The sequence below is a fragment of the Streptomyces sp. SPB162 genome (assembly GCF_029504575.1).
In the GTDB taxonomy this organism is placed as follows: Bacteria; Actinomycetota; Actinomycetes; order Streptomycetales; family Streptomycetaceae; genus Actinacidiphila.
The window spans coordinates 627,820-640,114 of sequence record NZ_JAQFII010000001.1; the positions used below are offsets into that span (position 1 = coordinate 627,820).

Below are 12,295 nucleotides of genomic sequence, written 5' to 3' on the forward strand. Positions count from 1 at the left end.
TCGGACAATGCCTCCGGCAGCGTCGGCGGCCCTGTGGACAACCTCGTCGCGCGGGGTTCAGACGGTGCTTCCGGTGACCTTCGCGGCGGTGAAGTCCCAGCTGAGCAGCAGGATGGCGAGATCGTCCAGATGACGTCCCGCGTCCATCTTGCGCGTGACGGTGGTCAGATGGTCCACCAGCGCCTGTCCCGTCGTCCGCGGCGCGCTGTCGATGATCGACAGCAGTCCCTCGGTCCCCAGCCGATCGCGCCCGGGGCCGGTGTGCCCCTCCACCAGACCGTCGGTGTGCAGCAACAACGAGGCCGCGGGCGGCAGTTCGGTCCGCGTGGTGTGCCGGCTGATGCCACCGGGGCCGATCCCCAGGGCGATACCCGGCCGGGAGGGCAGTGGACGGGCGGTGCCCTGCCGCAACAGGAGCGGCTCGTCGTGGCCGGCCAGCGTGACGTCGATCCGGCAGGTGTCCGGGTGGAGCGAGATGGTCGCGACGGTGGCGAACATGGCGGAGTAGGGGCGTTCCGCGACGAGGACCTGTTCCATCAGGGCCAGCAGCCCGGACTCGCGGTGGCCGCCCAGGACGAGCGAACGCCAGGCGATGCGCAGACACACCCCGATGGCGGCCTCGTCGGGTCCGTGACCGCTGACGTCGCCGATGACCGCGTGGACGACACCGTCCGACGTCTCCACCACGTCCAGGAAGTCACCGGCCAGCAGGGCGCCTTCGCGGCCGGGCAGGTAGCAGCTGGTGGGGACGACGGCCCGGGTGGTGAGCATCGGGGTGGGCAGCAGGCCCCGTTCCAGCCGAGTGTTCTCCTGTGCCCGCAGGTGGTTCTCGCGCAGCTCGGTCGCGGTGCGCTCGGCGTGCTTGCGGTGTACGGCGTAGCGCAGCGCACGGTCGAGGAGTTCGCCGGTGACGGTGCCCTTGACCAGGTAGTCCTGAGCTCCGGCGGCGACGGCTTCCGCGCCCGCGCTGCTCTCGGCCATGCCGGTGAGGACGATGACGGCCGCCGCCGGGCAGGCGGTCAGCACCTGGTGGACGGCGCCGGTGCCCGACGCGTCGGGCAGGTGGAGATCGAGCAGGATGCAGTCGGGCGTGCGCCCCTTGAGGCGGGCCAGCCCGGCGGCGAGCGTCTGGGCCCACTCCAGGTCGACGCTCAGACCGGTGTCGGCCAGGTACTCCTCGACCAGCATCGCGTCACCGGCGTCGTCCTCGATGAGCAGGACGCCGTAGCGGCCCGGCGACCGCTGGGCGGGGACGGCGGGCGGCATCGCCGGCGCGTTCATGACGGAACTCTCTCGGTGTCCGCGGCCGACTCGACCTGGGGAAGGGGCAGTCCCGGCAGCGTGAAGGTAATGCGGGCGCCGGGAGTGTGATCGGGGTCTATCGCGATCGAACCACCGTGGAACTCCACGATCTTCTTGCACAGGGCCAGCCCGATGCCGTTGCCCGGATAGGCGTCCCGGGTGTGCAGCCGCTGGAAGATCACGAACACGCGCTCGGCGTACTCGGCCCCGATCCCGATGCCGTTGTCGGTCACCGCGAAGTGCCACAGCCCGTCCTCGAACCGGGCGCTCACGTCGATTTCCGGCACCCGCTCGGGAGCGCGGAACTTCAGAGCGTTGGATATGAGGTTCTGCAGCAGCATGCCCAGTTGGGTGACGTCACCGGACACCGCGGGGAGCGGGTCGTGGGTGACCTTCGCGTCGGACTCCTCGATGGCGATGCTCAGCGCGTCGGTGGTGCGCGAGAACAGCACCTCCAGGTCGACCGGCTCGTTGTCGGCGTGCAGCCGCCCCACCCGGGAGAAGGCCAGCAGGTCGTGGATGAGGGTCTGCATGCGGTTGGCGCCGTCGACGGCGAAGTCGATGTACTGCACGGCCCGCTCGTCGAGCTGGTCGGCGTAGCGGCGCTGCAGCAGCTGGCAGAAGCTGGCGACCTTGCGCAGCGGCTCCTGCAGGTCGTGCGAGGCCACGTACGCGAACTGCTCCAGTTCCGCGTTCGAGCGGCGCAACTCACCGGCCTGCTCGTCCAGCTGCTCGCGGGCCGAGTCCGTGAAGGCCAGTTCGTCCACCAGCCGCCCGCGCATCGCTTCGATGTCCACCGTCAGCCGGCGCAGGTCGGCCGGACCGCTGGCCGTGATCGGGTGGTCGAAGTTCCCCTTGGCGACGCGCCGGACGTCCTCGGACAGCCGCCCCAGGGGCAGCGTCACCCCGCGGCGCAACCCCGCGAAGACCAGCACCGTCAGGGCGAGGATGACCACGGCGATGAGCGAGAAGATCCAGTTGCGCTGGAACCGGACGTCGTGCAGTTCCGCGTGCGCCTGGTTGCGTGCCGTCTCCAGGTCCTTCTCCAGGCGGGCGGCGCCCACGCGGATCGCGTCGAAGTCCTGCCGGCCCTCCTCGGCCCGCTCACTGGCCAGGGCCACCGGGCCACCGGGCGGCGCGGCGGCGACCGGTTGGCCGAACCGGGACTGCCACGTCTTGGCGTTGACGAGGATCTCCTCCAGGTCCGCGGCCGCCGTCGAGTCGTCGGCCAGCAGGTCGCGCAGCAGCGCTACGGCGTCCTTCTGCTGCTGCAGACCGGAGCGGTAGGGCTCGAGGAACCCGGGTTCCCCGGTGAGCCCGTAGCCGCGCGCGCCGGTCTCCTGGTTGATGAACGCGCTCTCCAGCCGCACCGAGGTCACCAGTGCGGGGGTGCTGCCGTCCACCAGTCGGTCCGAGATCGTGGTGGAGCGGGCGAGGACCCACACGCCGGCCGCCGCGAGGACGGTCAGGACGGCGAGCGCCGCACAGACCCCCACGGTCAGCCAGCACCGCGTCGTCCAGCCCGCCGCACGACGAAGGATCCGTCCACCCCCACCCGCTTCGGAGCGCCTCCCCCCGGGCGAACCCTCGTGGCTGCGCACCCCTGCAAGGCCTGTCACCGCGACTCCTCGATCACCCCGCCCCGCCGCGGCCGCGGCGGGGCCCATTGCTCTGCCCCCAGGTACAGCGCGCCATCGTACCGAGTCCGACAACCAAGATTGTCGCCCTGTCGGCACGACCGTAGGGTGGGCACATGCGTCGCGGGCGCCGCCCCGCTTCCGACCCCGCAGACCTCCACAGGAGCGACTTCGTGAACGCCCTCGCCTCCCCCCGCTCCTACAGCATCCTGCTCGTCGAGGACGACGCCGCCGACGCGATGCTTATCGAGGAAGCCCTCGCCGAGAAGGGCATGACCCGCGCCATCGCCCGCGTGGACGACGGTGTCGCCGCCCTGGAACACCTGCGGGACCCGGCCAACGACCGCCCGGATCTCATCGTGCTGGATCTGAACATGCCCCGCATGAACGGCCGGGAACTGCTGGCCGTCCTCAAGGACGACCCGTCCCTGGCCACCATCCCGGTGGTCGTCCTCACCACCTCGTCCACCCCGGACGACATCTCGGACGCCTACCAGCACCACGCCAACGCGTACGTCACCAAGCCGGTCAACCTCGACGACTTCCTGCAGTCCGTACGGGGCATCGACGCGTTCTTCCTCGACATCGCCACCCACCTCCCCCGCGATTGAGCGGCGGGCGGCCCTTCTTACGACCGCGCATGCGGGACAATCGCCATCCTTACCTCCTATACACCAGGCCAAGAAGCACTTTTGGGTTGCATCCACGATTCCGCGGCCGGACGATGGGGCATGACGACGGGAGCAGCCGCCGCGTGCACCGCCCGGAGGGGGAATCGGATGAGCCGACCCATCACACCGGAGGGCTCCGCCGCGGCGTGGGACGGCTTCTTACGAGCCGACATCATCGGGAAGCCGGGTGTGGCCTACGCCGCGGCGCTCCTCGGCCCGGACGGGCGGTATCTGCACACCGCGTCGGCGACGGCCGGCGACGACGGCTCCGGTTACTTCGGCCCGGAGGACGCGCCGGCCGCCCTGTCCGTGCGGGACGCGGCCCGCGGCGGACCCCCCGTCGCCGAACCCTTCTCGCTGGGCGGGCGCCGGGTGAGCATCGGCCCGATCGCGGGCGGCGCCGACCTGTGGGCGACGTCGCTGATCTGCGAGCGCACCGGTCTGAACGTCGGGGTCCTGGGCGGCACCCCCAGGGGGCAGGTGCTGGTCGCCCTCTGCCACCCCATGAGCGACGACATTCCCGTACCGGGCGTCTACGGCACGGAGACCTCCACCTGGAGCGTGTTCAGGAGCCGGATCGGTCTCGCTCTTCTCACCGTCTGATCACCGCCGTTGGACCTTTCGCCGAATAGCCTGGCAGGTGCCATGGAGATTCGCATCATGAATTGCAAATGCCATGGAATTGCCCCTACGGTGTCGCACATGCGGCCCTGGTTGGCCGAACAGCCACGTCACAGGGAGACCACTGCCATGTCCTTCGCCTTCGACAGACGCCGCGCCGCCGCCGCGATCGTGACCGCTGCCCTCTTCGTTCCGCTCGTCGCGGGCTGCAGCAGCGATGACAAGAAGGACACCGACTCCTCGGCCGCCCCGTCCGCCTCCACCTCCGGGGCTCCCAAGGCCGCCCTGACGGTGCTCGCCGCCTCCTCGCTGACCGATGTCTTCAAGACCGCCGGCGCCGCGTACGAGAAGAGCCACCCGGGCACGACGGTGAAGTTCTCCTTCGCCGGTTCGCAGGAACTCGCCGCGCAGGTCAAGCAGGGCGCGCCGGCCGACGCCCTGGTGACGGCCGACACCAAGACCATGGACGGCCTGAAGTCCGACACCGGCACCCCGGCGATCATCGCCAAGAACCGCCTGGTGATCGCCACCGGCGAGGGCAACCCGCTGAAGATCACCGCCCTCAAGGACCTGGCCGACACCAAGTTCAAGGTCGTCCTGGCCGCGCCCACCGTCCCCGTCGGCCGGTACAGCAAGCAGGTCCTCGACGCGCAGAAGATCGTCGTCAAGCCGGTCTCGCAGGAGCCGAACGTCCGCGCCGTACTGAGCAAGGTCGAGCTCGGCGAGGCCGACGCCGGCATCGTCTACGCGACCGACGCCGCGAGCGCCGTCAGCAAGGTCGACGCCATCGAGATCCCCGACGCGCAGAACGCCGTCGCGTCGTACCCGGCCGCTACCTTGAAGACCACGAAGAACAGCGAAGCCGCCGCCGCGTTCGTGGCGTGGCTGAGCACCCCCGAGGCACAGCAGATCCTGCGGGCGGCGGGCTTCCAGCAGCCGTAGTCGTGCGCGGAAGCGGTAGCTTCACCCTGCCGCGAGGTTGTCCGGACCGGGGCCGGGCAGCCCGGTCACCGCTGACGCCCGCCCCGATCCCAGGAACCGCCGATGAGACGCATCCGCAGCCGAGCACGCGGCCCGCGCACCCCGCTCGCGCTGGCGCTGCCCGCCCTGCTGGCGATCGCGTTCCTGCTGATGCCGCTGGTCGGCATCCTCTCCCGCACCGCCTGGGGTGACATCGGCACCCACCTGGCGAGCCCCGACGTCACCACGGCGCTGAGACTGTCGCTGGTGGTGTCGTTCTGGGCGCTGGGGCTGTCGCTGCTGCTCGGGGTGCCGCTGGCGTGGTTGCTGGCCCGGGTCGAGTTCCCCGGCAAATCACTGGTGCGCTCGCTGGTGCTGCTGCCGATGGTGCTGCCGCCCACGGTGGGCGGCGTCGCGCTGCTGCTCGGCTTCGGGCGGCGGGGACTGCTCGGGCCGTGGCTGGAGAACACATTCGGCATCGTGCTGCCGTTCCACACCTCGGGAGCGGTGGTCGCGGCGACCTTCGTGGCGATGCCGTTCCTGGTCATCAGCCTGGAGGGGGCCCTGGCGGGGCTGCGCCCCCGATACGAGGAGACCGCCGCCTCCCTGGGCGCCTCGCCGGTGCGGGTGTTCTTCACCGTCACCCTGCCCATGGTCGCCCCGGGCCTGGCGGCGGGCGCGGCACTCACCTGGGCACGTGCACTGGGCGAGTTCGGCGCGACCATCACCTTCGCGGGCAACCTCCCGGGCACCACCCAGACCCTGCCGCTCGAGGTCTACCTGCTCCTGCAGGACTCGCCGGAGGCCGCCACGTCCCTCTCGCTGCTGCTGCTCGTCATCGCGATGGCGGTGCTGATCGCGCTGCGCGGCCGCTGGGCGGGCGGCCCGGCGGGCCGGGAGCGCGGCTACCTGCGCCCCGCGGACGAGCCGCCGGCCGATGCCGTCACGGACCGCCCTCCGGCCGACGAATCTCCGGAACCGCGGGCCGCACCGGACCGCTGGGCGCTGCACACCGACGTCACCGGCTTCAACCGGCTGACCCTGGACGCGGAGCCCGGCACCACCATCGCCGTCGTCGGACCCAACGGCGCCGGGAAGACCACCCTCCTGCGCGCGCTGCTCGGCCTCACCCATCGGGCCCACGCCGAGCTGCGCCTCGGCGGCACCGACGTCACGGACCTGCCACCGCACCGGCGCGGTGTCGCCTGGGTCCCGCAGGACGGAGCCCTGTTCCCGCATCTGAGCGCGCTGTCCAACACCGCCTACGGTCTGCGGACGCATCGCGTGCCGCGCGCCGCCGCGCGCCGCTCCGCCCAGCAGTGGCTCGACCGGCTCGGCGTCGGCCACCTCGCCCACCGCAGGCCCGCGCAGCTCTCCGGCGGCCAGGCCCAACGCGTCGCCCTCGCCCGTGCGCTCGCCGCCCGCCCCCGGCTGCTACTGCTCGACGAACCGCTGGCCGCCCTCGACCAGACCACCCGCGCCCAGGTCCGGCACACCCTGCGCACCCACCTCGACGGTTTCGGCGGGGTCTGTCTGATCGTCACGCACGACCCCGTCGAGGCGGTCGCCCTCGCCGACCGGGTGCTCGTCCTCGAGGACGGGCAGGCCCTGCAGGACGCCTCCCCCGCCGATGTCACCCGTCACCCCCGCTCCCCCTGGGTCGCCCGGATGCTCGGCCGCAACGCGTGGCCCGGTACGGCGACCGCCCATGGCCTCGCGCTGACCGGCGGCGGACACCTCGTCGTCGCCGAGACCCTCGCCGACGGGGCGCGCGCCCTGGCGATCATCGCGCCGGAGGCGGTCTCCGTCCACCGCGACCGACCCGTCGGCAGCCCCCGCAACGTCTGGCCCGGCACGATCCGCGAGATCACCTCCGTCGGCAGCCGCCTGCGCCTGCTCGTCACCTCCGACCAGGCTCCCGACCTCGTCGCCGAGATCACTCCCCAGGCCGCCGCCGAACTCGGCCTCACCGACGGCACATCGGTCTGGACCAGCGTCAAGGCCACCGAGGTCACCCTCGTCACCTTGTGACCCCCGATCCCGGCGCCACGGCCCGATAAGCTGCGACATCGTTCCCCACTGGACGCGGCGAGGGAGGTGAACGGCGAACGTGACACGCCATGTGCTCATCCTGGGCGGCACCACCGAAGCGCGCGCTCTGGCCTCATCGCTGACCGCCGATCCGGCGCTGCGGGTGACCAGTTCACTGGCCGGGCGGGTGGCCGAGCCGCGACTGCCCGAGGGCGAGGTGCGGATCGGGGGGTTCGGGGGGCCGGACGCACTGCGCCGCTGGCTGACCGAGCACGCGGTGGACGCGCTGATCGACGCCACCCATCCCTTCGCCGCCGCCATCAGCTCGCACGCCGCGCAGGCGGCGGCGTCCGCCGGCGTCCCCCTGCTGGCGGTGCGGCGGCCCGGCTGGACGGCGGGCCCGGGCGACCGCTGGCACCCCGCGGACTCCTTGGTCCAGGCCGCCGCGATGCTCCCGGACCTGGGCCGGCGGATCTTCCTGACCACCGGCAGGACGGGGTTGGCCGCGTTCGCCGGAACGACCGGTGCGTGGTTCCTGATCCGCTCGGTCGACGCCCCGCGCCCGCCGCTGCCGGAGCCCTCGGAAGTGCTGCTCGCCCGGGGACCTTTCACCCTCGAAGGGGAGGCGGAGCTGCTGCGCCGGCACCGCGTCGACGTCCTCGTTACCAAGGACAGCGGCGGACCGGCCACGGCGGCGAAGCTCACCGCCGCCCGCGAGGCCGGCGTTCCGGTCGTCGTCGTACGCCGCCCGCCGGTGCCCGAAGGGGTGCCCGTGGCCGCGACCCCCGGCGAGGCGGTCGCGTGGCTGCGCGCCGGGCCCGTCCAGCCCCGGGACGGGATCAGTCCCGGTCACCGGCGGGTGTGCGGCGCAGCAGGTAGGTGTCCATGATCCAGCCCTTGCGGGCGCGGGCCTCGGCACGCAGCGCCTGGATGCGCTCCGCGACGTCGGGCAGCCGTCCCGAGACGAGGATCTCGTCCGGGGTGCCCAGGTACGCGCCCCAGTAGATCGTGACGTCGGCGCCGTCGTCCGGGAGCTGCGCGAAGGCCTGGTGGGCGTCGAGCATGACGACGACGTCGTCGGCGCCTTCGGGGAAACCCGCGGCCAGCTGCCTGCCGGTGGTGATCTGCACGGGCCGCGCGGGCCGGTTCAGCCCGGTCCGGTGCTTGGCGGCGAGCGCCGCGACGCTGCTGATGCCGGGGACGACCTCGTAGTCGAAGGCGACCGTGCCGCGGTCGAGGACGTCCTCCAGGATGCCCAGCGTGCTGTCGTACAGAGCGGGGTCGCCCCACACCAGGAAGGCGCCGCACTGGTCGTCCGCCAGCTCCGAGGCGATGAAGTGCTCGTAGATGTCGGCGCGGCGGTGGCGCCAGTCACCGACAGCCGACGCGTAGACCGGGGACGGAGCCGTCCGGTCCCGGTCGGGGTCCTGCGCCGACACCAGCCGGTGCGGACGCGTCACGTGCCGCTCGATGATGTCGTGGCGCAGTTGGACCAGGTCCGACTTCTCCTCGCCCTTGTCCAGCACGAAGAACACGTCGGCCTGATTGAGCGCCTTGACCGCCTGGAGCGTCAGATGGTCCGGGTCGCCCGCGCCGATACCGATGACAAAGATCTTTCTCACGGCGTCGAGTCTGCACCATGGCTCGGTGGCCGTACACGCGGCGGGGTCCCATCTCACCGTCCGGCACCTGAACAAAGTTGGCCGCCCGCGCCCTTGCCCTGAGGGCCGCCCCGTAATCCCTGGCGGGCGCCCGACGACGGCTACGGCACCTCGCCTGTTGGCGGAACGCCCGAATACATCCAGTATGCGAGTGCCCCTCCGCCGTGCGATGCACCGCACCTGACGCCGCGCGCTGATCCACCAGGGATTACGGGCCAGCCCTTAGGCCGTGTCGGACACATCCCGCCTGGCCCGGGACGCCTGGCACGCGCGCTCTCCCCCAGCTACCGCTGGGAGGGGCCCCCAGTTGTCGGGCCCGCCCCGGTACGTCCAGTACAGGGGCGACCCTCCGCCGTGCGGTCGCCCGCACCAGACGCCCCGGGCCCCGCCCTCCGGGCGGACGCCGGTATGTGTCAGACACGGCCTAGGCTGGGAGATGCAGCTGGTTCGCCCTGTCCGCCGGACAGGCGCGTCGTAAGAGGGAACCCGGTGGAATTCCGGGACTGCCCCGCAGCGGTGAGTGGGAACGACCGCCGTCATACGCACTGGGACCCGAGCAGGGATCTGGGAAGCGACCGGCCAGTAGGAGTCTCGTGTCCGTACGAGACGCGCCCGCGAGTCCGAAGACCTGCCACTGCCCGCGCGCCCCCGACGGCGCACGGTGATTCCGGAGACCTCGAGGGCGGGTCGGAGCACACATCAGACGGGCACGTGCCGCATGCGTCGTTCCGGCGTCTCGGCGACGTGTATCCCGTCCGGTATGTGGTCCTTCGCGCCGTCGACCCTCCCGGGGTCGTATGGGAGACACTCGCGAAGGAGAGTTCCATGACCAGCACGTCAGCCACCGCGCGTTCCACCGTGCACGGCTATCCCCGGCAGGGCCGGAACCGGGAGCTGAAGAAGGCGATCGAGGGCTACTGGAAGCGCGACGTCGGTGCCGACGCCCTGCGGGACACGGCCGCCGAGCTGCGCCGCACCAACTGGCGGCAGTTGGCCGACGCCGGCATCCAGGAGGTCCCCACCGGTGACTTCTCGTACTACGACCACGTCCTGGACACCAGCGTCATGGTCGGCGCGATCCCCGCGCGGCATCGCGCCGCGGTCGCGGCCGACGCTCTGGACGGCTACTTCGCGATGGCTCGCGGCACACAGGACGTCGCGCCGCTGGAGATGACGAAGTGGTTCGACACCAACTACCACTACCTGGTGCCCGAACTGGGTCCCGACACCGTCTTCAGCGCCGACTCCGCGAAGCAGGTCGCCGAGTTGCGGGAAGCGCTCGCGCTCGGCCTCGCACCGCGCCCGGTGCTCGTCGGTCCGATCACCTACCTCCTGCTCGCCAAACCCGCTCCCGGCGTGGCGGCGGACTTCGAGCCGTTGACGCTGCTCGACCGGCTGCTGCCGGTGTACGCCGAGGTGCTGGCCGATCTGCTGGCCGCCGGAGCCGAGTGGGTGCAGCTCGACGAGCCGGCCCTGGTGCAGGACCGCACCCCGGCCGAACTCAACGCCACCGCACGCGCCTACCGTGTGCTGGGCCGTCTCCCCGACCGGCCGAAACTGCTGGTCGCGTCCTACTTCGACCGGCTGGGGGAGGCCCTGCCGATCCTGGTGAAGGCACCCGTCGACGGGCTCGCGCTGGACTTCACCGGCCCCGCCGCGGCCAACCTCGACGACCTGGCGGCCGTCGGCGGGCTGCCCGGCAAGCGCCTGCTGGCAGGCGTCGTCGACGGCCGGAACGTCTGGATCAACGACTACGAGAGGTCGCTGTCCGTCCTGGGCACGCTCCTCGGCCTGGCCGGACACGTCGATGTGGCGTCCTCCTGCTCCCTGCTGCACGTCCCGCTGGACGCCTCGGCCGAGCGCGACATCGACCCGCAGATCGCCCGCTGGCTGGCCTTCGCCCGGCAGAAGACCGCCGAGATCGTCACGCTGGCGCGCGGGCTCTCCCAGGGCACCGACACCATCGCGGCCGAACTCGGCTCCAACCGCGCCGACCTGGCCTCCCGGGCCGGCTCCGCCCTCACCAACGACCCCGCCGTCCGGGCTCGCGCGGCGGCCGTCACCGACCGCGACGCCCGCGCCGCTCCCAGCCCTACGAGGAGCGCACCGCCGCCCAGCGCGCCCTGCTCGGGCTTCCGCCGATGCCGACGACCACCATCGGCTCGTTCCCACAGACCACCGAGCTGCGCACCGCGCGGGCCGATCTGCGGGCCGGCCGCATCGACACCGCCGCGTACGACGCCCGTATCGAGACCGAGGTCCGCGAGGTCATCTCCTTCCAGGAGAAGGCCGGCCTCGACGTCCTGGTGCACGGTGAGCCCGAACGCAACGACATGGTGCAGTACTTCGCCGAGCAGCTGACCGGCTACCTCGCCACGCGGCACGGCTGGGTCCAGTCCTACGGGACCCGCTACGTCCGGCCGCCGATCCTGGCCGGGGACATCTCCCGCCCCGAGCCGATGACGGTCCGCTGGACGCGGTTCGCGCAGTCGCTCACCGAGCGCCCGGTCAAGGGCATGCTCACCGGACCCGTCACCATGCTGGCCTGGTCCTTCGTCCGTGACGACCAGCCGCTCGGCGAGACCGCCCGCCAGGTCGCGCTCGCCCTGCGCGACGAGGTGAACGACCTGGAGGCAGCGGGAAGTTCGGTGATCCAGGTGGACGAGCCCGCCCTGCGCGAGACGCTGCCGCTGCGCGCCGACGGCCGTGCGAAGTACCTCGGCTGGGCGACGGAGGCCTTCCGCCTCACCGCCGGCGGGGTCCGTCCCGACACCCAGATCCACACCCACATGTGCTACGCGGAGTTCGGCGACATCCTCCAGGCCATCGACGATCTCGACGCCGACGTCATCAGCCTGGAGGCCGCCCGCTCCCACATGCGGGTCGCGGACGAACTGGCCGGCGCCGGCTACCCGCGCGAGGTCGGTCCCGGGGTCTACGACATCCACTCCCCCAGGATCCCGGGCGCGGCCGAGGCTGCGGCCCTGTTGCGCAAGGGCCTTGAGGCGATTCCCGCCGAACGGCTGTGGGTCAACCCGGACTGCGGCCTGAAGACGCGCGGCTGGCCGGAGGTGCGGACCTCACTGGAGAACCTCGTCGCCGCCGCCCGCGAGGTGCGGACCACGCTGCCGGCCATTCCCTCCTGACGCGCGGGGGGCCGGGGCCACCCGTCCCCGACCTGGCTGGCCGGTACACCTAGGCCGTGTCGGACACATACCGGCGTCCGCCCGGAGGGCGGGGCCCGGGGCGTCTGGTGCGTGCGATCCCAAGGCGGAGGGTCGCCCCTGTACTGGACGTACCGGGGCGGGCCCGACAACTGGGGGCCCCTCCCAGCGGTAGCTGGGGGAGAGCGCGCGTGCCAAGCGTCCCGGGCCAGGCGGGATGTGTCAGACACGGCCTAGCGCAGTGCCGG

Annotated in this window: 8 protein-coding genes, 1 pseudogene and 1 riboswitch; of the genes and pseudogenes, 6 read left to right on the forward strand and 3 right to left on the reverse strand. The window is 72.1% G+C overall.

What is annotated here, in order from left to right; translation table 11 throughout:
- Positions 1–57 precede the first annotated feature (57 nt).
- Both M2266_RS02940 and M2266_RS02945 read right to left on the reverse strand, forming a co-directional pair.
- Positions 58–1,281 (reverse strand): SpoIIE family protein phosphatase, encoded by a 1,224-nt coding sequence (locus tag M2266_RS02940; RefSeq protein WP_277436673.1) that lies wholly within the window; start codon positions 1,279–1,281, stop codon positions 58–60.
- Entirely contained in the window at positions 1,278–2,798 is a 1,521-nt protein-coding gene (locus tag M2266_RS02945; protein WP_346780862.1) for a CHASE3 domain-containing protein, read from the reverse strand. Before M2266_RS02945 ends, M2266_RS02940 begins: the two co-directional genes overlap by 4 nt.
- 314 nt (positions 2,799–3,112) lie before the next feature.
- On the opposite strand from M2266_RS02945, the gene M2266_RS02950 reads away from it, so the two are divergent.
- The 5 genes from M2266_RS02950 to M2266_RS02970 all read left to right on the forward strand — a co-directional run bounded on the left by M2266_RS02950 (position 3,113) and on the right by M2266_RS02970 (position 8,111).
- Positions 3,113–3,550: a response regulator gene (locus M2266_RS02950; protein ID WP_277436674.1), complete on the forward strand. Its 438-nt coding sequence runs from the start codon at positions 3,113–3,115 to the stop codon at positions 3,548–3,550.
- Between the two features lie 168 nt (positions 3,551–3,718).
- Positions 3,719–4,213, forward strand: a complete 495-nt coding sequence (locus tag M2266_RS02955; protein WP_277436675.1) for a hypothetical protein — start codon at positions 3,719–3,721, stop codon at positions 4,211–4,213.
- Positions 4,214–4,360: 147 nt separating this feature from the next.
- On the forward strand, positions 4,361–5,173 hold the full coding sequence (gene modA, locus M2266_RS02960; protein ID WP_277436676.1) for a molybdate ABC transporter substrate-binding protein: 813 nt from the start codon (positions 4,361–4,363) through the stop codon (positions 5,171–5,173).
- A gap of 102 nt (positions 5,174–5,275) precedes the next feature.
- Complete coding sequence (locus M2266_RS02965) at positions 5,276–7,222, forward strand: ABC transporter permease (RefSeq protein WP_277436677.1); 1,947 nt, start codon at positions 5,276–5,278, stop codon at positions 7,220–7,222.
- Between the two features lie 79 nt (positions 7,223–7,301).
- Complete coding sequence (locus tag M2266_RS02970; RefSeq protein WP_277436678.1) at positions 7,302–8,111, forward strand: cobalt-precorrin-6A reductase; 810 nt, start codon at positions 7,302–7,304, stop codon at positions 8,109–8,111.
- On the opposite strand, the gene cobF is transcribed toward M2266_RS02970, so the two are convergent.
- Positions 8,062–8,844 carry a precorrin-6A synthase (deacetylating) gene (cobF, locus tag M2266_RS02975; protein ID WP_277436679.1) on the reverse strand — a complete coding sequence of 261 codons (783 nt, stop codon included), beginning with the start codon at positions 8,842–8,844 and terminating at the stop codon, positions 8,062–8,064. The genes M2266_RS02970 and cobF overlap by 50 nt on opposite strands.
- Positions 8,845–9,326: 482 nt before the next feature.
- Positions 9,327–9,517, forward strand: a riboswitch (cobalamin riboswitch).
- Positions 9,518–9,708: 191 nt separating this feature from the next.
- Here cobF and metE point away from each other — a divergent pair.
- Positions 9,709–12,029: pseudogene (metE, locus tag M2266_RS02980) on the forward strand (5-methyltetrahydropteroyltriglutamate--homocysteine S-methyltransferase).
- Positions 12,030–12,295: the final 266 nt, after the last annotated feature.

Bases quoted from the DNA above. Each gene is read 5' to 3' on its own strand.
- M2266_RS02940 (WP_277436673.1), bottom strand. From the start codon at position 1,281: ATGAACGCGCCGGCGATGCCGCCCGCCGTCCCCGCCCAGCGGTCGCCG.
- M2266_RS02955 (WP_277436675.1), top strand. From the start codon at position 3,719: ATGAGCCGACCCATCACACCGGAGGGCTCCGCCGCGGCGTGGGACGGC.
- modA (WP_277436676.1), top strand. From the start codon at position 4,361: ATGTCCTTCGCCTTCGACAGACGCCGCGCCGCCGCCGCGATCGTGACC.
- M2266_RS02965 (WP_277436677.1), top strand. From the start codon at position 5,276: ATGAGACGCATCCGCAGCCGAGCACGCGGCCCGCGCACCCCGCTCGCG.